Source organism: Actinobaculum massiliense (genome assembly GCF_001457435.1).
GTDB lineage: Bacteria > Actinomycetota > Actinomycetes > Actinomycetales > Actinomycetaceae > Actinobaculum > Actinobaculum massiliense.
Map to the genome: position 1 here is coordinate 504,540 of NZ_LN881717.1, position 23,840 is coordinate 528,379.

The following is a 23,840-nucleotide window of genomic DNA, read 5'->3' on the forward strand; positions in this document are numbered from 1 at the left end:
TTGGTGTCTAGACGCCCAAAGTCAGGTCTCCTCATGAAAACCACGTCATGTCTAACCAGCGAAAGCAACAATTTCGCTTCGATTTGGTGAATAGACGGTGAACCGCGGGCGCATGTCCGTATAAAAAGCCCGCCACCACGCCTCGCTGACCCCTCCCCTACCGCTCTGGTGAGGAATAACACGTCTTAGCCTTTCGGTGCTATGCACGACGCCGCCGTGGGGCCGGCTAGCTCTGGATGAGCTAGCCGGCCCCACGGCATAAAGATTCAGCAGGAGGCTACTTACCCAGATCCCCCACATCCGCCAACTTCTTGGCGATCATCTCGGTGGCCTTCTTTGGCGACACACGCGAGAGCACATCGAGAGCCATGGCATCGTTGCCAATCGTGGCGCGGAACTTTTCCTTCTCGATGGCATTGAGGATGACCTTGGCCGCATCCTGGGGCGAGGTGAGCTTGTAACCCGAATCATCGGCAGATTTTTCCGTCTGCTCCATAGCTCCGGAGTTACCGGCGATATTGGTGGCGATTGCTCCCGGGAAAACGGTGCCCACGTGCACCTTGGTCTCCCGCAACTCGGCGTACAGCCCCTGGCTGAACAGATCCACCGCCGCCTTGGACGCCCCGTACAGCGATTGACCCGGAACCGGAGCCAAAGCGCCCATTGAGGAAACGTTAATAATGCAGGCTTCCTCTCGCTCGAGCAGATGCGGCAGGAAGGTCTTGACCATATTGACCGTCCCCCAGAAGTTGACATTCATGACCTTTTCCATTTCGTCATAGTCAAGCTCCAGAATGGGCACGAACTTCTGGATGATTCCCGCGACGTTCACCAAGCCGTCCACCGCGAGGTGGGATTCCAGTGCCTCACCGAACAGGCTTTCCACTCCCTTCCGATCGGAGATATCGACCGCGTGCTCGCTGAAATTAGGATTGTTCCCCGCCAGCTGCGCGGTTTCATGCAGATGCTCGCCGTTGAGATCGACGCCGGCAACAGAGCCACCCTTTTCCAGGATCTGGAGGGCTACCTCGCGCCCGATTCCGTTACCCGCACCCGTGACAACAAAAGTTTTATTCTTCAATTCCATGTGACGACGCTAACAAAGAGTTAATACCATCACAATAAGAAGCGCCGGACGCGAACCGCCTTTCCGAATCCCGCAAAAAGCCGCCTATCCCCGGAAGGCGTGAGAACCGAGCCAGCTAATGGCGGCCGGGCATAAATGAGTAGGCGCGGCGTAACCAGTTCTCGGCCTCCCCCAGGCGTCCGAGCGCATCCTCTTTCCACGGACCTCCATCTACGCGCGCAGCTCCCGCCACTAGCGAGAGCACAACTCCCGCGCAACGCCCGTAGAGGGCGGCCGGTGGAACCCGATATTCCAGAATTCGGCACCAGGTTTCTAAATCGTGGCGCACGTGCGGATAACTCGCCGGAGCCAGATGTGGCAATACTGAGACGTGGCCGAGCAGGCAGGCCCAATCATCCACCCGATATCCCGGGCCGAGGGAATCGACGTCAATAATGCCCGCCGAAAAACGTCCCTCATTTTCGGTGAGGAAAATATTGGCCTCGTAGAAATCCCCGTGTACCGGTTGGAGCGGCCCGGGCGGGACGGTCGCGAGGATTTCCTCCACTCCCGCCGCCACCGCTTTGGCGCGGTCCCTAATCTCCGGAAGCGCCGTCGCCGCCGCATTCGCGTAGTGGCTTACTCGCTCTGACCAGGCAGGTTTGCGGGTGAGGGTGAGACTCGCCGCAGGCAGGCGATTAAGCGTTGTCTCCAAGGCTTCGAGCACCGGGCGCGCCCGCACCAGGAGCCCCCGGCCGAGCGCATTGGCTAAGGGTGTACCTGCGATACGTGAAATGAGAACTAACCCCCGCTCGTCTTGAGCCAAAATTGCGGGAGCCTTCACCCCCGCCCGAAGCAAAATCCGATGGCGCTTTGCCAGTGAGGCTGCCGCGGGTGGACGAAGCACCTTCGCAAATGCGTCCTCGCCCTCGGTCACCACCCTCGCTACGGCGCGCCGGGTGGGCCGGTAACTCTTGAGTTCCACCGTGGCATCACGCCCCAAGAATTCGCTCATTTGGCGCGGTGAGCATAGGAGCGGAAGGGCGGGAAGCTCGGGGTCGTTGGGGTGCTCCCATACCGCCACCCGCAGACCCTCCACGGTGAGATGAGAGACCGTAGGAAGGTGAGGATGGGAGAGGCGGGCGGTAGAGGCGCACACGTATTTCTCATGGACGGATTGTCTCGGGGCGATCCGCCCCGCGCTAGGAGCCTGAACCGAGTCAGGGGCGCCCGCGCTAGGAGCCTGGCCCGCGTTCGCGGCGCCCGAGTTAGCGGCGGCGGGAACACCACCCGCGCCGGGTATGCCCGCTCCCTCGGAAAGCCCCACTCGATAACCCACGGTCACCCCGGCACCGGGGCGGTGATTGACGGAGTTAACATTCCAGCGAATGACCGTGCCGGTGCCGGCATAAAAAGCCTGTAGCCCCTCTCCGGCGCGGGGACCCGTAAGCACAGCAAGTGCTTGTGCCTCAGCGCGCTCCCGTGACATACCCATACCCAACATTGTGCCTCAAACGCCACGGGATGGAATGATGGTTGGGTGCGCGATCTACAGAAACTTCCGAAAGCTCACTTGCATTTGCATTTCACCGGCTCGCTGAGCGTGCCCACCTTGGAGGACCTCGCCCGCCGCCAGAAGCGGCGTTTGCCGGATAACCTCACGGACAATGTGGCGCTCCACGTTCCCGCCGACCAGCGTGGCTGGTTCCGTTTCCAACGCTCTTATGATTCGGCCCGCACCGTGGTGCGATCCGAGGAGGCCATGCGCCGCATCGTGCGCGAGGCAGCAAAAGCCGATGCCGCGGAAGGCTCGCGCCGCTTAGAAATTCAAATCGATCCCACCAGCTATGCCCCATTTGTTGGAGGTATTACACCCGCTCTGGAAATCGTGCTCGATGAGGCGGTTAAGGCACAGCACGAATCCGGGGTGGAGATGGGCGTCATCGTCGCCGCCTCGCGCACCCGCCATCCCATGGATGCGCGCACCCTCGCCCGCCTGGCGGCTCGCTACGCCGGAGACGGCCCCGGCCAGGTGATCGGCTTCGGCCTTTCCAATGACGAGCGACGCGGCGAGGTGAGCGAATGGGGGCCCGCTTTCCGCATCGCCTGCCGCGCCGGCCTCAAGCTGGTTCCGCACGGAGGCGAACTGCTGGGCGCGCAAGCAATTTGGAAGACGCTTGAGTATTTGCATCCCGACCGCATTGGTCACGGGATCCGCGCCGTGGAGGATCCGCGCCTCCTCGAGGTCCTCGCCGAGCGCGGCATCGCCCTGGAGGTGTGCCCGGCGTCGAACGTCTCTTTGGGGGTCTTTAGCGATGAAAGCGAAGTTCCACTTCGCATTATTTTCGACGCCGGAATTCCCATCGCGCTTTCCGCCGATGATCCGCTCCTTTTCCTCTCCCGCCTCACCGACCAGTATGAGACCGCCCGCAACCTGGGCTTTTCGGATGAAGAACTGGCAGAGCTGGCTCGCGAATCAATTCGCGCCAGCTTCGCCGCGGAAAGCTCCAAGCGGGCGTGGCTGAGCGAAGTGGACGCCTGGCTCGCGAACGAACCAATAACGAGCAAACCCGCGATGCCTAGCGACTGCGTTACCGAAAGGTAGCGCGCACCGTTCCCACGGGTTAGCACACGCTTGCTGAAAGTGATTGCATGCTTGCTGAAGGTTAACGCTCCCCTTTCCGCGAAGCAGGCAGGCACATACAAAAGGTGGGGCCAGCATCAAAGCCGAACCCCACCTCAGCGATAGTGCCGGAATCACGATAGCGCTACCGGCATCGAATCCTATTCGGACTGCGCCTTAGCAACACTTTCCGGATTCGGAATAAGGAACGACATGCACAGCGCTAGGCCTACCAGCACCGCTCCCACTCCGATCCCGGCCTGGAAGCCGAGCGTCGGGTTATCCCCACCCAGCGCGGTTTGCACCGCGAAAAGAATGGCGAATGAGAGTCCCGCACCAAGGTTAAAGGCGCCCGCGTTCATACCCGGCAAATAACCCTGATTGTCCTCCGGGGAAAGAACCACTCCCATCCCGTTGAGCATGATATTCACCATGCCGGCGTAGGTAATGCCAACGGCCAGAGAGATGAGGAAGAGCAGGAGCTTCGAGGGCGCCGCCATCACGAAGATCGCGGCGACGAGGAAGACGACCGTAAGCAACAATCCCGTTTGCAGCACCCGCTTGTATCCAAAGCGCGAGGCAAGTTGGCCGGCAATCGGACCCATGACAAGACCCGCCATCGCGTAAGGAGTGAGGGTAAAGAAGGAAACCGTCTCCGGAGCGAGGCCCACACCGGTTGGTTCGGCCACCTGGGCAAAGTTCGGAATCAAGCCGTTCATCACCGCAAATACGCCGGTCATCACCAAGAGCGTAGTAGTGAGGAGGGCCCAGGTACGCCGTTGCTTCAGGTAGTGAACCGCAACCAGCGGGTCCTTCTTGTTAGATTCAATGCGCCAGAAGATCACCGCGAAAACGGCTGCCACCACAATGAGGATGACGATCATCAACCAGCGAGCATCGCCGAGCTTTCCAAGCTCCTGGAAAATGAAGTAAACCGAGCCGAACACGATGAGTAGTGAAATAACACCCGGCCAGTCCATCTTCGCCCCGGCTTCGTTGGAGTTGGAATCGCTGGTCCACACCCCCACTGCCAGAACCGCGAGGAAGCAAATAATCGCCATGCACCAGAACACGGCACGGAAACCCCACGTGCCGGCAAGCCAGCCGCCGAGGAGGGCATCCACGCCCGCGATACCACCGTTGACCGAGGTTAAAATGGCCATGAGTCCGGCGTAGCGTTTAGGATCGCGCACCTCCTGGTGCAACATAATGAGTGCCAAGGGCACCGTGGGTCCGGCAACGCCCTGCACAACACGGCCTACTGCAAGCACGCTAACGTTCGGTGCAAGCGCGGAAATGACGCAACCAATGCCGGTCATGAGGAGCATCCCGAATATGATCTTCTTGCGCCCAATCAGATCACCCCAGCGTGGCAAGAAAAGTGAAAAAAGCGCTGCCGCAGCGAAGAACGCGGTTTGCGTTACGCCGATTTGCGCATCGGTGGTGGCCAGTTCCTCGCGCATGGCCGCGAGCGCTGGTGAAAGCATGGAAGCATTGAGCTGGAAGGCAAAAATAGCGCACAGTAGCGCGATCATCAGCCCAACGATGCTCTTGCCCGATGCCGTTTTGGCTTCGGTATGGGTGGTCATATCATCCTCTATTTCTCAGTTTTCTTCTTGGGCGGACCGGGCCAGATTGCCCGCTGGGGCGCGGGAACTTCCTCGCCCCCGCGCCCAGGATCGTAGCATTATTTCTTTTTGCCAACGAGAGAAGTTCGGTGCTCAGCGCACAGCTACTTGGCTAGGTAGTCGTTCTCACCGATATGTTCGAGCGCATCCGCAATCAGATCCCAGAAACGCTCCTGGTCGAGCTTGGTAGCTGCCCAAGTCGGGCAATCCGCCGGCGCCGGGGCGCGGAAGTCTGCAACCGTCATACCCGTTGTCAGTGTTCCCGTTAATTCGACGTCGATCGGAACCTGGACCGTCTCCACAATGCTCGGATCAATGATGTAGGCGATCGTGCACGGATCATGCACGGGCGGATAGTCGAAGCCTTGCGCATCCTTATACGATTCACCAAAGAAATCCATCAGCTCGTGAATAAAGCGCGCGGGCTTCGTGCCTACCGCGTCAATCTTCGCGTATGCCTCTGGTGTGCACAGTGCCTGATGGGTTAGATCGAGTCCCACCATGACTACTTTCCAACCTGCATTAAAGACCACGTGCGCGGCCTCCGGATCCACCTTGATATTGAACTCGGCCACCGCGGACCAGTTACCTACGTGGTAACCCCCGCCCATGAGAACCACTTCGCGCACGCGTTCCACAATCGCCGGTTCTTTTCGAACCGCCATAGCGATATTGGTGAGCGGTCCGGTGGGAACTAGCGTTACTTCGCCTGGCTCGTGCTCCATAATCGTGTCGATAATCAAATCGACCGCGTGGCGCGAATCGAGTTCAATCTTTGGTGTGGGGAGCTCGGTTCCATCCAGCCCACTCTCCCCGTGGATATCTGGCGCCACTTCAACGTCGCGGACCATGGGATTCACGCATCCAGCGGCGAACGGAACCCCTTCAATCTTTAGTACGGTACCTACCGCCAAGGCGTTATTCGTGACCTTCTTCAAGGTTTGGTTACCACCCACCGTAGTAACCGCGAGCAGGTCAATCTTCGGATTTCCCCACGCCAAGAGCATCGCCACCGCGTCATCATGCCCAGGATCGCAATCAAGAATAATCTTGCGCGTTGCCGTGTCTGCCATAGCTATCACTCCATTGTGCTGATCGGGTATCAAGGTTGGCGTCTCGGATTAAGACGCGATTGTAAACCGCTTCACTCATTATACAGTTGGGTACGACGACGGCTCCGGGACTCGCCACTACGCAATACTCACCCCGCGGGGCGTTCCAGCCCCGCACTCGAACGCACGCCGCTAAAGCGCGTAACAACCGAGATAAAACTACGCGAGGGCCTCGCCGAGCACCACCGGCTCGGGAACCAGCCACACCCCGAAGCGCTCCTTGACTCCGTTTTGGATTTCCCGGGCGAGGGCGCGAATATCGCCGGAGCGGGCCTCCCCGCGGTTGGTCAAGGCAAGGGTGTGCTTGGTGGAGAGCGTCGCCGGGCCGTCCCCGTACCCACGGTGGAAACCGGCGTGATCAATAAGCCAGGCGGCGGAGGTTTTGACAATTCCCTCGACCACTGGCGCACCGGAATTAAAGGTGGCTTTCTGCGCGTCTCGCACCTCGTAGCGCGGAGCGTCCGCGGGGAGCCCTTCCGCCTGCGCGGTTGTCAAAATCGGATTGGTAAAGAAGGATCCGAGGGAGAAGGTATCTCGATCGGCGTCGTCGAGCACCATGCCTTTCGACTTCCGCACCTCAATTACAGCTTCGCGGACGCGGCGGGTGGGCACCCGCTCCCCCAGCTCGACGCCGAGGACCGCGGCAAGTTGCGCGTAGCGAATGGGCTCAGAAAGGCTGGAGATACCGGTTTGGAATTCGACTTCCAACACGATGTAGCGCGGGCTGGCACCCCACTCGCCGATGGTTTCCTTGAGCAGGGAGCTGCGGTAGCCAAACTTCAAGTCGGCAGCGAAAAGGGTGTAGGTTTCCTGCCGCTTGCGATCGTAGACGCGAACGCTGGCGATAACGCTGGCCACTTCTTGCCCGTAGGCGCCGATGTTTTGGACCGGGGCGGCGCCCACCGTTCCTGGGATTCCCGAAAGCGCCTCCACGCCAATCCACTGGTTCTCAATGGCGTGAACCACGAACTCATCCCAGGGCGTTCCGCCTTCGACGGTAAAGGAAGCGCCACCGCAGTAGCTGGCGTCTTTGGGGCGCACCCCGCTACGCATATCGCGCACGACGACGCCGTCAAAACTCGCGTCGTCGGCGAGGATATTTGAGCCGCCTCCAAGCACCAGCACCGGGACGCCTTGCGCATCGTTTTCGCGAATCGCCTCAACTAGCTCCGCTTCCGAATGCGCTTCGACCAGCTCGTTGAAGGCTCCGCCCACACCGATGGTGGTGAGCTCGGCGAGGGTGGTGGCACCCGGGTGAATCCTATGGGATTGAACCGGGGGAAGAACCGGGGCGCCGTCGTCATGGGACTTTTCAGGAATTGCACACGTCACGTGCAAAGCTTAGCCCGTTGCACCGACAACAAAAAAGCGGAGCACTTAGGCTCCGCTTCCCAGTTTGCCGCTCCGGGCAAATCGCTCAGACTATCGGGTCTCGCGATGCGCCGTGGAGGCATTGCACCTCGGGCAGTACTTCTTCAGTTCAAGACGATCGGGCGTATTGCGCCGATTCTTCTTGGTGATATAGTTGCGCTCCTTGCAGTTCTCGCAAGCGAGGGTGATCTTGGGGCGCACATCAGCAGACTTGCTCGCCATTTCCTTTGCTCCTCTAAAATTTGCCGACCTGATCGGACCAGTAGCGGGGGCGGGGATTGAACCCGCGACCTCACGATTATGAGTCGTGCGCTCTGACCATCTGAGCTACCCCGCCGCAATCACTATCTAACATAGTGACGAGCCCCGAGAGAGAATCGAACTCTCGACCTTCTCCTTACCATGGAGACGCTCTGCCGACTGAGCTATCGGGGCATTCGCAAGAAACTTGCGACGAAGGTTTCCCCTCACGGAGCTACCTTACCGTTTCTCACGATCGTGGCGGGTGTAGGATTCGAACCTACGAAGCGTATCGCATCTGATTTACAGTCAGGTCCCTTTGGCCGCTCGGGAAACCCGCCAATTTTGTTCCCCCTCTCGGAGGCACCAGATGAGATTACCAGGGGTAGCCGGGGGGATGTCAATTCCAGACCCATACACGTGGCGAGGTGCACTTTTTTCGGGCACTCGCGTACCCTGGTTCCACTACGTCAAATCATCCACTATTGGCGCGTAGCGGCGATTTTCTGGGAAAACTCCCCGGCGGGGCTCTCCGCTTGCCCTCTCCCGGCGTCGTACGCGCCAATCCGACTCAGAAGGAGATCATCCATGGCGGACGCCAGCTTCGACGTCGTATCCGAATACGACCGCCAGGAAGTAGACAACGCAATCAACCAGGCAGCCAAAGAAATCGGGACGCGCTACGACTTCCGTAACGTGGGTGCGCGGGTAGAGCTTGAGGGCGAAACCATCAAAATGGCGGCGAATACCGCCGAGCGCACCCTCGCGGTTTGGGATGTGGTGCAGTCCAAGCTGGTGCGCCGCAAGGTATCACTCAAATGCGTGGACGTGGGCGACGCCGAGCCTTACCAGTCCGGCAAGGAGTACCGCCTGGTAGGCAATCTCCAGAAAGGGCTTTCTTCGGAGAACGCTAAGAAGATCACCAAGGTGATTCGCGATGAGGGGCCGAAGGGCGTGAAAACGCAGATTCAGGGCGATTCGGTGCGCGTGACCCACAAGTCTCGCGACACCTTGCAGGAAGTTATCGCGCTTTTGCGCGCAAAGAACTTCGACTTCGCGCTTCAGTTCCAGAACTACCGCTAAACAGCCGCTAGATGCAGAACTGCGGCTAGTTCCATAACGGTAACTAGCCGCAGTGGCGCCGCTTAGGGCAGGCGCTTAATCCACTCCTCGGTGGAGAATTTCGTCTCGTAGCGCTCCTTGGCAATCTGCAGATCGCGCTCCGTAATTTCGCCCTCGGTGGCCCCGTAGCGGTCTATGAAGGTCTGCTTGAAAACCTCGATAATGTCCGCCCGGGCCATGCCGGTTTGCGATTTCATGGGATCGATACGTTTGTTCGCCGAGCGATGCCCGCGATTCTTCTTCGTGGCATCGCCGGTGTTCAAAACGTCCAGCATCTTATCCGCGTCGATGTCATAGGACATGGTGACGTGGTGAACCATGTAGCCGCTGGCAAAATGCTTCTGCGCTGCCCCGCCAATCTTCCCCTTATCGGAAGAAATGTCATTGAGCGGTACGTATTTCGCGTTGACCCCCACCCGGGAAAGGGCTTCCATTGCCCAGGCATCCAGGAAGGGGTAGGACTGCTGGAAGCTCATGCCGTCGACCAGTGCCGTGGGCACCACCAGCGAGTAGGTGACGCAGTTACCCGGCTCCATGAACATAGTGCCACCTCCGGTAATCCGCCGGCCCACGGTAATCCCCCACTTATCAACGCCCTCTTGGTTGATCTCGTTGGAGTAGGACTGATAGGAGCCCATCACCACCAGCGGCCGGTCCCATTCCCAAATACGCATAAAGGGCTTGTGTTCCCCCGCCGCCACGGCTTCCGGAAGGGTTTCGTCCATGGTCATATTGAGCACCGGATGGATTACCGGGGTGTGTAGCACCTCGAAATCAATATCCGACCAATCCAGCGCCTTACCCAGGGCGCGGCGCACCGCGGTGGCAACCCCGAGTGGGGTCATACCGAAGAGGTTGTCAGTGGGCAAGACCGCCCCCTGCACCGCCTCTTGGATTCCCGCAGAATTTGTTTCCGCCGGCAGTCCTTCAATTGCCTCGGTGATACGCCACAGTGCCGAGTCCGGTTCGATGAAGAAGTCACCAGAGATCTTCAAATTTTTAATGCGATCGTCAATCACGTCCAGGTCGACGATCACCATTTTTTGCCCGAGTTCCTTATATTCACCGTGCATTAGAAAACCTTTCCGTCGTGTTCTTCCCCGCGCGAGATAGCGGTCATTGTTTCGCGATCCACAACCTTCGTGCGCTCGCGCCCGCGCTGCGCACCTAGCTGCTTCTCATAGTCTTCCAGCCGCTCCCAGCCATCCCAGGTAGTCCACCGCACCCCGCGAGCCCGAAGCAACTCAAGCACTCCTTCTCCTCCGTTGCCGGCTCCGGTGGCGTGGACCTTTCCGGCGTCCACATCCTCCCCCAGGTTGGTGATTGTTTCCTTCGCGTCCGATTTGGTGGAGCCAATAAGACCCACCGGCCCGCGTTTGACCCAGCCGGTAACGTAGAGCCCCTCGACCTGCTGCCCGTCGGCGACGGCGCGGCCCCCGACGTTGGGAATAACTCGATGAATGGGATCCCACGGCGCACCTTCAATTGGCGCCGAGGCATAGCCAATAGCCCGGTAAACGGCCTGCACTGGATAATCCTCAATTTCTCCCGTGCCCTCTACTCGGCCATCGCCGGTCAGCCGGGTGCGCTCAATGCGAATACCTTCCACCTTGCCATCGCCATAAATCTCCACCGGGGCGGAAAGCAGATGGATATGAATGCGCCGCGGCTCGTCCATATCCTCGGGATCATTGAACGCAAACTCGGTCAATTCTTCGACCACCTGCCGAGTAATACGGTCATCTTCAATCCGTTTTTCAGAGGCGTCGTCGTACTGGAAATCCTCCGGGTACACCTGAACATCAAGCCCGGGAGCCTCCCCCAGTTCCCGCAACTCCAGCGGAGTGAACTTCACCTGAGCGGGCCCGCGCCTGCCGAAGATATGAACATTCCTCGCCTTGCTGGCACGCAAGCCTTCCTCAACGTTCGGCGGGATCTCGGTAACCGCGAGCGCGTCGGGATCCTTCGCCAAAATGCGAGAGATATCCAGCGCCACGTTTCCTACCCCAATAATGGCGATATCGCTGGCGGAAAGATCCCAGGTGCGCGGGTAATCCGGGTGGCCGTCATACCAGGAGACGAAATCGGCTCCGCCGAAACTCCCCGGCAAGTCCTCGCCCGGGATACCTAGCGGCCGGTCCGCATTAGCACCGGTGGCAATAATGATGGCGTCATAAAAGCGGTGGAGTTCCTCAAGCGAGATATGTTCACCCACATCGACGTTCCCCAAGAACCGGATATCCCCGCGCTTGAGGACGTTGTACAGCGCGGTAATGATGCCGCGAATGCGCGGATGGTCGGGAGCCACACCGTAGCGTACCAAGCCGTATGGTGCGGGGAGCCTGTCAAAGAGATCAATTTTGACGTCGCGTCCCGTTTTTATAAGCGTGTCCGCAGCGTAGATTCCCGCCGGACCCGCACCAATAACCGCTACCTGTAATGGATGATCGCTCATAGCTCCCTTTCTCAACTCTCGTCATTGTACGGAGGTGGAGATGCGTTCGGAAACTTTCGCCCGCTGTGAGCCAAAGAGCCGCGGGCGCAGAGACTGGCGGCGACCTTCGCTAAGATCGCCGCCAGCTCGTTGTTTATTGACTTCCCGGGTTACTGCTTCCCGGGTCCCGCCTACTGGGTTACCGCGTTGAGGCGAATGATGCCGTAGGTCCAGCCGTGGCGGCGGTACACCGCGCAGGGCTGCTTGGTTTCAGCATCAATGAAGAGGAAGAAGGGATGGCCCACGAGTTCCATCTGGTAGAGCGCCTCATCAACCGAGATTGGTTCCGCTTCGTAGAGCTTATCGCGCACAATCACCGGCGAATCGCCAATTTGGTTCTCCACGGCCTCCCCGGGATGGGTCGGCAGGTGCGGAGTTTTCTCTTCGATCGGCGCGGCCTCTTCCTTGACGTTGACGTCTTCGGGAGTGAGGTTCAGAGGTTCGACCGAAACCTCGCCCTTCTCACCGCGGCGATGGTCCTTGCGCCGATCGCGCGCCCGGCGCAGGCGCTCAAAAAGCTTTGAGGAGGCGAGATCCAAGGCTGAATACTGATCCGTTGACGAAGCCTCCCCGCGAATCACGGGCCCGCGATCGTGTACCGTAATCTCAACGGTCTTGGCGGTATCGGCTTGGGACGGATTGTTTTCCTTGGTGATTTCTACTTCGACACGTTGCGCTCGAGGAGCGAACTGCTCAACCTTCGAAAGTTTTCCTTCAACATGCTCGCGGAAGCGATCCGAAACATCGGTGTTTCTGCCTGTGACGACGATTTCCACGATTCCTCCTTTTAGTGCTGGCCCGCGATCTGCTTTAGCTCGTTTTCACTGTGGCGACGGGCGGTACAGTATTTGCCTCTCACGCATTTCTGAGAAGATCACCCCCTTTGGTGATTCATATCGTTTGACTTGTTTTAGATAATTGTAGTCCACCTCACTCCCCTTGTTCGAGGATCAAGGGCCGCGGCTAACGTAATTGCGCCGAAAACTGCCCATCCTTCCGCTTCTAGCGCATTTGCGCACCCGGCTAGAGTGGCGCCGGTGGTCAAAACGTCGTCTACCAGCACCGCCGGACGCCGCTTGATCGTGCTGGCCTGGCCCGCCGCGTGGATCCCCAGAGATTTCTTGCCGCGAGCGCTGAGGTTCCTTGCTCGCCCGCCCGGCGCGCGCAAAATGTTCGACGGCACCGCTCGGATCCCCTGTGCAAGCGCGGCCCGACCTGCGGCGTCGGCAAGGGTTCCGGCAACGAAACGCCCTTCAAACGTGCGGCGCCACCGGGAGGGAGCGGGCACAATCGCCACCGGATCAGGGAAACGCAAATGCGCACAAGCCGCCGCGAAAATCTCGGTGAAGGTGGCGGTGAGGTCGGCGTCATTGACGTTTTTCCAGCGTACAATGGCGCGGCGGCTGGAGCCGCGGTAGTCCGTGAGGGCGAAGACGGGGAATCGCTCCACCAGGTCGCCGCTTGCGCTTACCTGCATCAGGTAGGGCGCGCGACCGGTGACGCGGCGAGGTGCAGGGCCGAATTTCGCCGCGCACGAGGCGCATAAAGTTTCGTCTGGTTTCCCGCAACCGGCACACCAGCGCGGGAAAAAGAGGTCCGAGATATCCCCAGCTAGTCCCACGCCGATATCGTGACACAGGCCCGCGCCGGCTTGCTGCGCCTATCCACAGCCGCGCGGCCACGGCACGGCCGGGCGCGCGATACGCTAAGCCTCCCTGCGCTCGCGAGCCATAGAGCTAGCCGGGGAAGGCTACGTCCTCAACTCCGGAGGCAATTGTGCGCCAGGCCCCGCCATTGCGGGAGGCGGCGGTTCCCGATTCGGTGACCACCACGATTGACTGCGGGCCGCGCCCGGCCGTCAGCCGCACGGTGCCGGCAAAGGGATTAGTAATACGCGACATTGGTCCGCCGATGGAGATGGCGTAAATCGAGGTATCGGCTCCGCTCACGGTGCGCCCCAGGACCGCCAGCTCGGTGGAAGAAATCCACGCCATGGAGGTGGCATCGCTGAGGCGCTGACCAACCTCAATGGGTTCGCCGAGGCCTACCGGCGTATTTGCGCCGTCGCGCACAATTGCCGCAACGTAGAGATGGATCGTTCCCCCGGTTTCCGCGAGCACCGCGAGGCGGCCTCCTTCGCGCGAGACCCTAATATCACGGATTTTTGCCGAGCGCAGCCAGGGGCTGGTGAGCGTAACCAGCTGGCCGGACGCGCTCGCAACACTCACCGAGCCGGGGTTGGTGGATTCGCTTGTCCACGTCCAATCGAAGTGGTCCACCGAGGGCTCCAAAAGCGAGGTGCCCCGTATCAGAGTAGTCACGGCATCGGTGGCGGCGGCGACGGCGGAAATCGTTGTTCCATCCATCGAAAGACCCGCGTATAGCGGACTCTCATCAGCGTATGAAACCGCGAGGCGGCGGAAATCGACCAGCTCGGCGGCGCGGCGTGAAATCGCTGGGATAGCGCGATCGTTTTCGATATAGCCGGGGTTTCCCTGGGTAAGGGCGGCTACCGGATAGCTTCCGAAGGGGAATGCCTCTAATTCCGAGCCGCTTGTCGCGTCCAGCGGCGTACCCATAGCGGTCACTTCAACCGTTTGAATTTCGCTCCCCGCGGTGGTGAGCGTCTTTTGGATTTGTGCCACCGCCAGAGCCTGAATGGAGGCATCCTCGGTGAGGATTTCGGCCGTCAAATCCACGCTCATTTTTGTGCCATCAATCGCGGGCGCCCCGTTAAGCTGGGTTCCCCGCGGGATCGCAGAATGCGCGGCGTCTTTGAGCCAGTCGGCCGGCCCGGCGAACAGTCCCTGCAAAGTGGAGGCGGTGAAGGTTGAACGCGGATACCAGCGCAGGTCCGTAATCGCGTAGTGCGAGGAATTATCGAGGAAGTAGAGCGGGGTGCGTACAAAGCTCTGGGCAAAGAAATGCTCGGACATAATGGTGCCGTCATCCAGCGCCGCGATCCGCCACTCGTCTCGTTCGTTTTGCTCCAGTGTGAACTCGGTGTTGATCACGGCATCGGAGGAAGATTCCACGTACTGCCCGCGATCATCGAGTGTGCCAATTGAGGAAAGGCTGACCGTCAAGACCACTCGGCCGGAGGGCGCCGCGGACGGCGTGGGTGACTCTTCCTCTCCCGGGTCCTCACCCTCGTCCGCCTCATCCCCGCTGGGAGCGGTCTGCTTTTCGGTGGGGTCTACGTTTTGATTATCGGGATACACCCTCACCTGGCTTCGCGGATTCCAGTGCTCGGCCGCCGAATTCGTCAAGAATTGACGCGCGACGGCGAACTCTCCATCAATTCCGGCAGCCGCGGCGAGGAGGAAGCCCTGCACGATTTGCTCGGGAGACGCGCCCACCACAGGCGGGGCAGCCCCCAAGCTAATTGAGCCGTCACGGGTCGGAGATGGGCTGACTTCTTTGACCGCGCCACTGCGCGGGAGGGTGCCGCATCCCGCCACCGCCAGCGCGAGCGCGCATATAAGACACAGGAAACGTTTCATCGCAATCCCTCCCCCAGGCCCGCGTCGGCACCGGAAGGCGCACCGGCGTCGACACTAGCTTCTACCGTCGAGCCCGGCCAGGGCGCCCCATAAAGTTCGCCGGCCGGCGGATTTTCCGTCCACGGCTCAAGCGCGGCTACCTTCAGCTCAACCGGAGCGCTCCAGGAAGACTTCTGCTCGCGCGGCAGGGTGAGGAGAAAGGTAGAGCCGACCCCGAGTTGGCCCACCACCTGCAGGCGTCCGTTATGGAGCAGAGCGTCTTCGCGAGCAATCGTCAGCCCCAGGCCGGTACCGCCAGATTTGCGCACGCGCGAAGTATCAGCGCGCCAGAAACGATCGAAAACATGCGCGGCCTGCTCATCACTAAGCCCAATACCGCGATCGGAGACCTCCACTGCAACCGCGGTGGACCCGCCGATAATGCGCACCCGTACCGGCCCGCCTTCGGCGTGCTCAATAGCGTTGACCACCAGGTTGCGAATCACGCGTTCGACGCGCCGCCGATCCACGGTGGCATTGGGATCGCCTTCCTCATAAACCCGTACCGTCACCCCATTGGAGAGCGCGAGCGGAACTTGCGATTCCGCCACGTTCCGCGCGATTGAGGTGATATTGGCCCGCACCGAATCAAGTTTCATAGCTCCGGCGTCGTACCGGGAGATCTCCAGCAGATCGGACAGCATGGTGTCGAGGTTAATGAGCTGGTCGTGCTGGAGTTCGGCGGTACGCTGCAGGGTGCCAGGCAGGTCATCGCGGCGATCGTAGATGAGCTGGCCGGCCATGCGGATGGTCGTTACCGGGGTGCGAAGTTCGTGAGACACCGCCGAGACGAAGTCTTGCTGCACCCGCGAGAGGCGCTCAAGGCGGGTGAACTGCTCGTCAATTGATTCGGCCATTTGGTTGAAGGACCGGCCCAAGCGAGCGATTTCATCTTCGCCCTCTTCGGGCATTCGCACGTCGAAAACTCCGGCCGCCACCCGCCGCGCATTGAGCGATGCCTCGCGCACCGGACGAAGCACGAAACCCACCACGATCACGCAGCTAATAAGAACGATGAGGAGCATGGCGACGGTGGCGGAGGTGAGAATCCGGGTGACCGTATGGGCGGTGTCTTCTTGCGCCTGCATGGAATAGAGGATGTAAAACTCGTAGTTCCCGGCACTCGGCAGGCGCAGCGGCGCGCCCACGATAATGCCCGGCAAGGTGCGGTTTTCTTCGGCGGCAACCGGTATCCCCACCGGTTGGTAGTGGACGCCGCGGCTTCCCGGAACCTGCTTGCGGATTTCCGCGGAGATAAGGTCACCAATTGCTGGTGCCTGGGTTGCCACCTCCGCCACTTCGTAGGTTCCGCTCGACTGCCCGGGAGTGCGCAGTAGCGCCGCTCCCATAATGCCCACCTGCGCGTCATACTGAGAACGCACCAGCGCGGTAGCAATCTGCTGGAGTTGGCCAGACGACGGCGCATTTTGCCCGTCGAAACTCGACTGTGCTTGGGCGCGGGTGGATTCGAACTGCTCGGTGGCCGTCTGCACCGCACCTTCGTAGAGCCGGTCGCGCGTTTGGTTGGCGACGACAGCGCCGGTGAAGCTTGCGGTAATTCCGCCAATAGTAAGGACGACGACGATCACCCGGGCGGTGAGGCTCGATCGCCACCACTCGCCTAGCTGGTTGAGTCCGGCGCGAACTCGGGAACCGAAACCTGGGTAAACGCCACTATCGGTAAAGAACCGCTTCACCGACCGTCAGACCTCCCGGCCGGGTTTGCCTCCTGCGCCGAACCTGCGCGGTAGCCAACTCCGCGCACGGTGATGACCACCTGCGGATGATCGGGATCGATTTCAACCTTGGCGCGCAGACGCTGAATATGGACGTTTACCAGCCGGGTATCGGCGTTCTGGTGGCGGTAGCCCCACACCTGCTCGAGGAGCTCTTCGCGACTGAAAACCTGGTAAGGCTTGCGCGCCATGCACGCCAGCAAATCAAATTCCAGCGGAGTTAGGTGCAGGTCCGCGCCGTCGCGCAGAACCTGGTGGGCGCGCAAATCAATGGTCAAATCGGCCACCCGAAGCACTTCGGTTTCCGGCTCCTGGCGGCGCAGACGCGCCTTAATGCGAGCTAGCAGAACGGCGTTTTCAAAAGGCTTAGTGACGTAGTCATCCGCGCCAGCTTCCAGGCCCGCGACAACATCCACCGAGTCGGTCAAGGCGCTCATCATAATGATTGGCACATCGGACTCTTCCCGGAGCTGGCGAGCCACATCCACCCCGCTCATGCCGGGCAACATGACGTCGAGCAACACCAGATCCGGATGCTCAGTGCGGAAGATAGGCAGAGCATTCGTTCCCGTTGCACAGACCGTTACCTGGTAACCCTCCGACTCAAGGAGAATTGCCACCATTTCGGAAATGCCGGGATCGTCATCGACAACGAGAATACGCGTGCTCATGCTCGCTATTGTCTCACGGAAGCAGAGAAATCCCTACCGGCCGCGCCGGTATCACTGATCGGATTCCGAGTTGCCGGACTCGGAACTGGCCGATTCAGAACCGGCCGATTCTGAGCTAGCGGATTGCATGCCTGGCGATTCCAAGCTCCCAGACGCCGGCGGAGCAGGCGGATCCATTTCGGAGCGGTAATCCGCGGCGGGATCTTGCGGCAGATCTTCACGAACAATGCGCAACCTCGCCCGCCCTGCCTCACGTGCCTTGGCCAGTTGCCCGGGCACATCGGAGGGGCGGTGCACTTCCCGGGCCGCCTGTTCGGGGGCGGGAGCACTGCGGTGAGAGGTTTCGCGAATTGCGTCCGCTAGGGCCATGAGATCCGACTCAGAAGGCGGCGCCGGCTCAAATTCCGTCCGCAAGCGCACCATCTGCCATCCGCGCGGCACCGTAACGGATTCGGCATGCATCGCACATAAATCCAGCGCACCCTGGGTGGGCTTGGGCGAAAGGGGCCCAATGACCGCCGTCGCGTCACTGTACCCGTAGGTCATCGTGGCGACGGCGGCGGTTTCGCACCCAACCCGAGAACACTTACGCACATGGCTCACGAAAAGCTACGCTACCACGCACCCCGGCGCTGACCACTGAAGCAAAACCGGGCTTTGCCACAGGCTGTGCGTATGGTTCGCCCGATAGGAAGCTCGCGGTAGGATGATCCGCATGATCGGAGAGATGTTGCCTTCACGCGCGAACGGACGGCGCCGCGACCGCCACGGGCGCGGAATTCGCGGCCCGCTCTTCTCCTACGCGCTACCAGCCTGGCGCACCCGCGCAGCTCGGTTCGACGACATAATCGTCTACGAACTCGCTACCTATCGCCGCATCCTCGGTGACGAAATGAAGGAGCTCGATTTTGGGGTTCTCGACGTTCCCGCAGACGACCCTTCGCCTTGGGAGGACGGCGTTCCGCTTGCTCGCTACCTACCTTTTGCACCCGGCGGCAAGACCACTGGGCGATTGATCTTCTACCGCATGCCCATTTTGCATTCGGCACGCCGCGCTCCCGATCTGAATCTCTTTGTGCACGAGGTCGTCACCGAACAACTCGCCATCGCCATCGGGAAATTCCCCGAGGAAATCGACTTTCTGCGCTAACGGGTGCTTCCTGCCGCCCGCAGGCGTGGGACGAGACGAACCGCGGTCTCGTCCGCGTTTCCCGACTCATCCCCCGGTGACCCTTCCCCCTCAATAATTCCGTAGAGCACGTTGACCGCAGAGCGTGCCAACTCTTGCGTGGGTTGGCACACGGTGGTTATCTGCGGTTCGACGACCCGCGTGAGAGGAAGACCGTCAAAGCCCGTCACCATCACATCTTCCGGCACCCGCAGACCGCGCCGATTGAGGGCACCAAGTGCGCCCAGCGCGATCAGGTCATCTGCACATACAACGGCATCGGGAACCTCGCCCATTTTTTCGACGCCGGAGATGCCCGTCTCGAAGTTGAATTGGTAGCGGTACTCACCCGTCACTCGGATACCCAGGCGCTTGGAGATAGCCATGAAAGCCTCGTGTCTTTCAACACCGGTGGACGTAGCCCTATCACCCCCAATGAAATACATTGACCGGGCGCCTCTACCGTGGAGGTACTCCACAACTTGCTTCATGCCATCCCCGTTATCAACGCCCACAAATTCTGCAACACCGGGGCCCGCGTAGCGATCTAGCTGAACCAGCGGCATTATTTTCCGGACCGATCGAATCAGTTCCGCCGACCTGTCCAACCAGGCGGGGACGACGATGACTCCGTCCACCTGGGTAGAACGAAAGATTCTAAAGCGCTCCTCCTCGCGCGCGGGATCCCAGCGCGAGTCAGCAACCAATAGCTGAGCGCCCCGCGAGAATAACTGCTCTTCAATTTCGTGAATAATCCCGGCGAAGAAAGGGTTTTCGAGGTGCGGTACAAGCATTCCGACAACATTTGCCCGCCCGCGGCGAAGCGCCTGCCCGATCAAATTCGGTTTGTAGCCGAGCGATTTTGCCACTTCCCGCACATTTTCCACGGTCGCAGCCGCAACTCTCCCCCGGCCCGTGAGCGCACGCGAGGCGGTGCCAATCGAGACGCCCGCTGCCCGTGCGACGTCGTGAAGCGTCACGTCTCCCAACACATCCCTCCGATCATGACCCCGCGCGAAACAAAATATTTCCACGCGAATCTAAGCGTTCTAAACAGCCAAAACCCCAATCCGCCGAGTACGACACCGGGATTTCCTCCTCATCCTAAGTGAAGCAGTCGGCGAAGCGCTCCAAACACCTCATTAATCCATAACCCTCTGTGAGGCCCAGACCACAAAAACCACCTTCTTGACACAAGAAAAATTCATGCAATAATCACTTTACGGCCGGTGCGTAAACGTTTACGCATACGTTTGCAAGCATAAAGTATCTTTTGTTTTCGTTTGCAGAATATAGAGGCTTAGCGAATCGCAAAGTGAGCTTTCGCTCGGATGTCAGCGCGGCCGGTCCTCAAAGCAGAGGAACCAAACCACATAACGACCGGGCAAGGAGGCTCCCGGTCGAGTTCAAAGGAGAATTCAGATGACCAAGAAAATTATTCTTGACTGCGATCCGGGGCACGACGACGCCATCGCTCTGATGCTTGCCGCTGGCAATCCGGAAATTGATCTACTTGCCATCACCACAGTGGGCGGGAACGCGGTGCTTGAGAAGACCACCCGCAACGCACGCGGAGTTATGGCGATGGCGCAAATCATTGATGTCCCCATTGCCGCTGGTGCCGTTCGCCCCCTCATGCGCGAGGGCGAGGATGCGGATGTACACGGCGAATCCGGCCTCGATGGAGTCGACCTTCCCGAGCCCACAACCGAACTCGATCCGCGTCACGGGGTGGACCTCATTATCGACACGATTATGGAGAACGAGCCGGGCAGCGTGATCCTTGTACCGACCGGGCCGCTTACAAATATTGCGATGGCGATTCGAAAGGAACCGCGCATTATCGAACGGGTCAAGGAAGTAGTGCTAATGGGCGGCGGCGTTCACGTTGGAAACTGGTCCGCGGTTGCCGAGTTCAATATCAAGATCGATCCGGAAGCCGCCGCTATAGTTTTTGGCGCACCATGGAAGGTCACAATGATCGGCCTGGACGTCACCCACAAGGCTTTGGCAACGGACGAGGTGTGCGACCGCATCCGCGCCCTCAATACCCCGCTGGCAGACTTCGCCCTCGGGCTACTCACCTTCTTCCGGCAGGCATACCACGACGCCCAGGGATTCGAATTCCCGCCCGTTCATGATCCGGTTGCCGTTGCGACCGTGATTGATCCCAGCGTTGTGAACCTAGTGAAGGCGCCAATTCACGTGGAAACCAAGGGCGAGCACACCCTGGGGATGACGGTTACCGAACTGCGATATGGACACACCCCCGAGGATTGCCACACCTACGCCGCTTTGGATCTCGACTTCGAGAAATTCTGGTCCCTCGTCGTCGACGCTATTGAGCGTCTCGGCAAGCAGATCGGGGTAACAAATGACTAATTCTGAGCTTCCCAACACGCTAGTGAAAAATGCTCAAGCCGATAAGGCCAGGCACACGGTGGAAACGCCCCAACTTCGGGAAAATCAAATTCTGCGCGCGGGCCAGATTATTTCAACCGACCACAAGTCCATTGCCGCGCTCATGTTTGCGCTTTTGGCAGCATGTTTTGCATTCCAGCTGAATGCCTCAATGCTTTCACCCGCCCTGAAGGGGATGGAAAGTGCCCTCAACGCAACCACCGCGGAAATTGGACTAACGCAGACGGCTTTCTTCGCTTCTGCCGCGGTTTTCTCGCTTTTCCTTCCGCGCCTGGCTGATCTACGGGGACGACGGCGAGTGCTTACCGTAATGATGCTTCTCACCGGAATCGGTTGTGTGATCAGCGCAGTTGGCCCGAGTGTGCAGTGGCTATTCGTGGGACGAATCGTGCAGGGAGTGGCCGGCCCAACCGTGGTGATGTGCCTCATTCAGTTGCGCACTCACGTCTTTGACCCCAAGAAATACGGCCTGCTTATGGGTGTGATTACCTCGGTGAATGGCGGCATCGCCGGTGTCGATGCAATCCTGGGTGGATGGCTTTTCGACCACTATGGTTACGAATCCATCTTCTGGACGATGGCCGTCATCGCCGTCATTGGGGCGCTGAGCCTGCACTTCATGACGAACGAATCGACCGTCGTCAATCCTCCAAAAATGGACTGGATCGGAACCCTGCTCCTGGTGCTCGCGGTGGGGTCGCTCTACCTCGCTCTTAATGAACTCGCGGCCCTAGAGGACGCGAATTGGGTATTCATTGGAATCCTCAGTGTTCTTACCATCGCGTCCTTCGTGGCCTTCTGGAAGGTCGAGCAGCGCTCACGCCAACCACTAGTAACGACCCGCTACCTCAAGGATCGGGCGACCTGGGGTCTGCTACTCACCACGTTCCTCACTCTGACCGGGGTGTTTGCCGTAATGAACCAGATTGTTCCCGCCATCGCCCAGGATGCGGAAGCGGGGGCGAGCCTGAGCCCGTCGGTGGCACCGTTCGTTACTCTCACTCCCTACGCCCTCGCCGGTCTCGCTATGGGACCGCTGTCTGGGTACATGGCCGGACGCTTCGGATATAAGAAGGTTCTCCAAGTGGGCCTCGTAGGTAGCGTAATCACCGTGGCGCTAACGCTACTTCTGGTAGGAAACACGAACTTGGCAATATTCGCCATCATCTCAATTTTGGTGGGAATCTCCTACGCGGGAATTGCCAATATTATGCTCAACGGCTTGTGTATTGTGCTTTCCCCCGAGGATAACCCGGGATACCTCCCGGGCTTGAATGCGGGAGCGTTCAACCTCGGTGCCGGCTTATCCTTTGTGGTCCTCCCCCTCGTGCAGACCATCATGACGCGCGCTTCGGGTGTGGCGAGCGGATACACCAGCGGCATTATCGTTGGCGTCATCATTCTCGGTCTTGCCCTCGCTTGCAGTTGCTTGATACCGCGCGAGCGCACAGTAGAGTAAGAAACAACCGTAACGGGCTGCACCGCATCTGGCGCAAGAAGTCCTCGGAACACCGATGGATGACCACAGCGGGATGCGGTGCGGCCCCTACGTATATTCGGACTTTGAAAGGACTCTTTCGTGAACTCCCACATTTCGAGCCTCATGCCCACCGATTCCGCCTCGGCACATTCATCGAGCTCGCAAAGCAATGGCGCCCGCGGGCTCGATTCGGTGCGGATGCGAGAGCAATTGCGGCGCGTATCCGGCAAAGTCGCCGTGGTCGGCTCGGCAAATGCGGACCTGACGATTCAAACTAAGTCGCTGCCGAAGCCGGGGCAAACCGTGCACGGATCCGCGCTGAAAATTCTTCCCGGCGGAAAATCAGCGAACCAATCGGTGCAGGCAGCGCGCCTGGGCGCCGAGGTCGCGTTCATTGGCGCCCTCGGGAATGATCCCAATGCCAGCGTTCTGCAAAACTCGCTTCGCGGTGCCGAAGTTAACCTTGACGGTTGCGAGAACGTGGAAGACGCCACCGGGGCCGCGGTCATTACCGTCGACGCCGAGGCAGAAAACACGATTGTGCTCAGCCCCGGCGCCAATGCGCACGTCAATGCGCAGTTCGTGGGCCGCCACGCGGAGGCGATTCGCGGCGCCGAAGTGCTCGGCTTGTGTTTTGAAATCCCCATGGACGGAATTATCGAAGCCGCAAAAATCGCTCACGAGGCCGGCACCCGGGTCTTCCTCAACCCCTCGCCCTATGAGGACGTGCCCGAAGAGCTCCTCGCCCTCACCGATGTGCTCGTGGTCAACGAGGGCGAGCTCGCCGGGCTCCTTGGAGAAGCTCTCGACGACGACGCCGCTCTGGTCGAAAACTCCGAAACGCAGCAACAGATCGCGGGCAAACTGGCCGAACATGGGGTCAAAAGGGCAATTATTACCCTCGGCTCCGAAGGCTCCATCGTGGTTGACGGCGGGCAAGCCACCCGGATTCCGCCGGTACGCACAAAGGCGGTTGATACCACCGGTTGTGGAGATTCCTACTTTGGAAGCCTGCTCGCATTTTCTGCCGCGGGAGATTCGCTTATTGAAGCGGCGCAGGGGGCAAGCTTTGTTTCCAGCGTTGCCGCGACCTCACTCGGGGCACAATCCAGTTACGCCACCTGTAGCGAGCTGGAGCTGGAACTCGGATAGCGCCTCGGCAGCCG

At 59.9% G+C, this 23,840-nt stretch carries 21 protein-coding genes and 3 tRNA genes; 6 read left to right on the top strand and 18 right to left on the bottom strand.

Annotated features, from left to right (window positions below):
- Positions 1–277 precede the first annotated feature (277 nt).
- Entirely contained in the window at positions 278–1,087 is an 810-nt protein-coding gene (locus BN2664_RS04175; protein ID WP_007001459.1) for an SDR family NAD(P)-dependent oxidoreductase, read from the bottom strand.
- Between the two features lie 115 nt (positions 1,088–1,202).
- Entirely contained in the window at positions 1,203–2,561 is a 1,359-nt protein-coding gene (locus BN2664_RS04180; RefSeq protein WP_155856506.1) for a phosphotransferase family protein, read from the bottom strand.
- A 45-nt stretch (positions 2,562–2,606) separates the two neighbouring features.
- Here BN2664_RS04180 and BN2664_RS04185 point away from each other — a divergent pair, with 45 nt between their 5' ends.
- Positions 2,607–3,671: an adenosine deaminase gene (locus BN2664_RS04185; RefSeq protein WP_007001457.1), complete on the top strand. Its 1,065-nt coding sequence runs from the start codon at positions 2,607–2,609 to the stop codon at positions 3,669–3,671.
- A gap of 179 nt (positions 3,672–3,850) precedes the next feature.
- On the opposite strand, the gene uriT (BN2664_RS04190) is transcribed toward BN2664_RS04185, so the two are convergent.
- The 7 genes from uriT (BN2664_RS04190) to BN2664_RS04220 form a co-directional block, all read right to left on the bottom strand.
- A complete protein-coding gene (gene uriT / locus BN2664_RS04190; protein ID WP_007001456.1) occupies positions 3,851–5,278 on the bottom strand; it encodes a uridine transporter UriT in 1,428 nt (475 codons plus the stop codon).
- A 143-nt stretch (positions 5,279–5,421) separates the two neighbouring features.
- Positions 5,422–6,390 carry a uridine-preferring nucleoside hydrolase UriH gene (gene uriH / locus BN2664_RS04195; protein WP_007001455.1) on the bottom strand — a complete coding sequence of 323 codons (969 nt, stop codon included), beginning with the start codon at positions 6,388–6,390 and terminating at the stop codon, positions 5,422–5,424.
- A gap of 198 nt (positions 6,391–6,588) precedes the next feature.
- Positions 6,589–7,761 carry a UDP-N-acetylmuramate dehydrogenase gene (locus tag BN2664_RS04200; RefSeq protein WP_007001454.1) on the bottom strand — a complete coding sequence of 391 codons (1,173 nt, stop codon included), beginning with the start codon at positions 7,759–7,761 and terminating at the stop codon, positions 6,589–6,591.
- A 90-nt stretch (positions 7,762–7,851) separates the two neighbouring features.
- A complete protein-coding gene (rpmG, locus tag BN2664_RS04205; protein WP_007001453.1) occupies positions 7,852–8,022 on the bottom strand; it encodes a 50S ribosomal protein L33 in 171 nt (56 codons plus the stop codon).
- Between the two features lie 41 nt (positions 8,023–8,063).
- Positions 8,064–8,137, bottom strand: a tRNA-Met gene (locus tag BN2664_RS04210).
- A gap of 25 nt (positions 8,138–8,162) precedes the next feature.
- A tRNA-Thr gene (locus BN2664_RS04215) sits at positions 8,163–8,235 on the bottom strand.
- 64 nt (positions 8,236–8,299) lie between these two features.
- Positions 8,300–8,381, bottom strand: a tRNA-Tyr gene (locus BN2664_RS04220).
- Between the two features lie 247 nt (positions 8,382–8,628).
- On the opposite strand from BN2664_RS04220, the gene BN2664_RS04225 reads away from it, so the two are divergent.
- The gene (locus BN2664_RS04225) at positions 8,629–9,123 is read left to right on the top strand and encodes a YajQ family cyclic di-GMP-binding protein (protein WP_007001452.1); all 495 of its coding nucleotides are present in this window, start codon (positions 8,629–8,631) and stop codon (positions 9,121–9,123) included.
- A gap of 62 nt (positions 9,124–9,185) precedes the next feature.
- Here the strand turns inward: BN2664_RS04225 and BN2664_RS04230 are convergent, their stop codons facing one another.
- The 8 genes from BN2664_RS04230 to BN2664_RS08990 form a co-directional block, all read right to left on the bottom strand.
- Positions 9,186–10,235, bottom strand: coding sequence for a lipoate--protein ligase family protein (locus tag BN2664_RS04230; protein ID WP_007001451.1), 1,050 nt, complete (start codon positions 10,233–10,235; stop codon positions 9,186–9,188).
- Positions 10,235–11,617 carry an FAD-dependent oxidoreductase gene (locus BN2664_RS04235; protein ID WP_007001450.1) on the bottom strand — a complete coding sequence of 461 codons (1,383 nt, stop codon included), beginning with the start codon at positions 11,615–11,617 and terminating at the stop codon, positions 10,235–10,237. The genes BN2664_RS04230 and BN2664_RS04235 overlap by 1 nt, the downstream gene beginning before the upstream one ends.
- 170 nt (positions 11,618–11,787) lie before the next feature.
- On the bottom strand, positions 11,788–12,432 hold the full coding sequence (gene hpf / locus BN2664_RS04240) for a ribosome hibernation-promoting factor, HPF/YfiA family (RefSeq protein WP_007001449.1): 645 nt from the start codon (positions 12,430–12,432) through the stop codon (positions 11,788–11,790).
- Between the two features lie 134 nt (positions 12,433–12,566).
- Positions 12,567–13,133, bottom strand: a complete 567-nt coding sequence (locus BN2664_RS04245) for a ComF family protein (RefSeq protein ID WP_007001448.1) — start codon at positions 13,131–13,133, stop codon at positions 12,567–12,569.
- A 259-nt stretch (positions 13,134–13,392) separates the two neighbouring features.
- A complete protein-coding gene (locus BN2664_RS04250; RefSeq protein ID WP_007001447.1) occupies positions 13,393–15,159 on the bottom strand; it encodes an LpqB family beta-propeller domain-containing protein in 1,767 nt (588 codons plus the stop codon).
- Complete coding sequence (mtrB, locus tag BN2664_RS04255; protein ID WP_007001446.1) at positions 15,156–16,895, bottom strand: MtrAB system histidine kinase MtrB; 1,740 nt, start codon at positions 16,893–16,895, stop codon at positions 15,156–15,158. Before mtrB ends, BN2664_RS04250 begins: the two co-directional genes overlap by 4 nt.
- Positions 16,892–17,605 carry an MtrAB system response regulator MtrA gene (mtrA, locus tag BN2664_RS04260; protein ID WP_007001445.1) on the bottom strand — a complete coding sequence of 238 codons (714 nt, stop codon included), beginning with the start codon at positions 17,603–17,605 and terminating at the stop codon, positions 16,892–16,894. Before mtrA ends, mtrB begins: the two co-directional genes overlap by 4 nt.
- 51 nt (positions 17,606–17,656) lie before the next feature.
- The gene (locus BN2664_RS08990; RefSeq protein WP_081586562.1) at positions 17,657–18,208 is read right to left on the bottom strand and encodes a DUF3499 domain-containing protein; all 552 of its coding nucleotides are present in this window, start codon (positions 18,206–18,208) and stop codon (positions 17,657–17,659) included.
- A gap of 112 nt (positions 18,209–18,320) precedes the next feature.
- Between BN2664_RS08990 and BN2664_RS04270 the strand changes: the two genes are divergently transcribed.
- A complete protein-coding gene (locus BN2664_RS04270) occupies positions 18,321–18,755 on the top strand; it encodes a metallopeptidase family protein (protein ID WP_007001443.1) in 435 nt (144 codons plus the stop codon).
- Here BN2664_RS04270 and BN2664_RS04275 read toward each other — a convergent pair.
- Positions 18,752–19,753 (bottom strand): LacI family DNA-binding transcriptional regulator, encoded by a 1,002-nt coding sequence (locus BN2664_RS04275; RefSeq protein WP_231723475.1) that lies wholly within the window; start codon positions 19,751–19,753, stop codon positions 18,752–18,754. The two genes, BN2664_RS04270 and BN2664_RS04275, sit on opposite strands and share 4 nt — an antisense overlap.
- 442 nt (positions 19,754–20,195) lie before the next feature.
- Here BN2664_RS04275 and uriH (BN2664_RS04280) point away from each other — a divergent pair, with 442 nt between their 5' ends.
- The 3 genes from uriH (BN2664_RS04280) to BN2664_RS04290 all read left to right on the top strand — a co-directional run bounded on the left by uriH (BN2664_RS04280) (position 20,196) and on the right by BN2664_RS04290 (position 23,826).
- Positions 20,196–21,155, top strand: a complete 960-nt coding sequence (gene uriH, locus BN2664_RS04280; protein ID WP_007001441.1) for a uridine-preferring nucleoside hydrolase UriH — start codon at positions 20,196–20,198, stop codon at positions 21,153–21,155.
- Positions 21,148–22,653 (top strand): uridine transporter UriT, encoded by a 1,506-nt coding sequence (gene uriT / locus BN2664_RS04285; RefSeq protein ID WP_007001440.1) that lies wholly within the window; start codon positions 21,148–21,150, stop codon positions 22,651–22,653. Before uriH (BN2664_RS04280) ends, uriT (BN2664_RS04285) begins: the two co-directional genes overlap by 8 nt.
- 120 nt (positions 22,654–22,773) lie before the next feature.
- Positions 22,774–23,826 carry a ribokinase gene (locus BN2664_RS04290; protein ID WP_007001439.1) on the top strand — a complete coding sequence of 351 codons (1,053 nt, stop codon included), beginning with the start codon at positions 22,774–22,776 and terminating at the stop codon, positions 23,824–23,826.
- The last annotated feature ends 14 nt before the right edge of the window (positions 23,827–23,840 follow it).

Bases quoted from the DNA above. Each gene is read 5' to 3' on its own strand.
- uriT (WP_007001440.1), top strand. From the start codon at position 21,148: ATGACTAATTCTGAGCTTCCCAACACGCTAGTGAAAAATGCTCAAGCC.
- BN2664_RS04235 (WP_007001450.1), bottom strand. From the start codon at position 11,617: ATGAGCGATCATCCATTACAGGTAGCGGTTATTGGTGCGGGTCCGGCG.
- rpmG (WP_007001453.1), bottom strand. From the start codon at position 8,022: ATGGCGAGCAAGTCTGCTGATGTGCGCCCCAAGATCACCCTCGCTTGC.
- BN2664_RS04175 (WP_007001459.1), bottom strand. From the start codon at position 1,087: ATGGAATTGAAGAATAAAACTTTTGTTGTCACGGGTGCGGGTAACGGA.
- BN2664_RS04270 (WP_007001443.1), top strand. From the start codon at position 18,321: ATGATCGGAGAGATGTTGCCTTCACGCGCGAACGGACGGCGCCGCGAC.
- uriH (WP_007001455.1), bottom strand. From the start codon at position 6,390: ATGGCAGACACGGCAACGCGCAAGATTATTCTTGATTGCGATCCTGGG.
- BN2664_RS04245 (WP_007001448.1), bottom strand. From the start codon at position 13,133: ATGCAGGTAAGCGCAAGCGGCGACCTGGTGGAGCGATTCCCCGTCTTC.
- BN2664_RS04180 (WP_155856506.1), bottom strand. From the start codon at position 2,561: ATGGGTATGTCACGGGAGCGCGCTGAGGCACAAGCACTTGCTGTGCTT.
- BN2664_RS04225 (WP_007001452.1), top strand. From the start codon at position 8,629: ATGGCGGACGCCAGCTTCGACGTCGTATCCGAATACGACCGCCAGGAA.
- uriH (WP_007001441.1), top strand. From the start codon at position 20,196: ATGACCAAGAAAATTATTCTTGACTGCGATCCGGGGCACGACGACGCC.
- BN2664_RS04230 (WP_007001451.1), bottom strand. From the start codon at position 10,235: ATGCACGGTGAATATAAGGAACTCGGGCAAAAAATGGTGATCGTCGAC.
- uriT (WP_007001456.1), bottom strand. From the start codon at position 5,278: ATGACCACCCATACCGAAGCCAAAACGGCATCGGGCAAGAGCATCGTT.
- mtrA (WP_007001445.1), bottom strand. From the start codon at position 17,605: ATGAGCACGCGTATTCTCGTTGTCGATGACGATCCCGGCATTTCCGAA.
- BN2664_RS04250 (WP_007001447.1), bottom strand. From the start codon at position 15,159: ATGAAACGTTTCCTGTGTCTTATATGCGCGCTCGCGCTGGCGGTGGCG.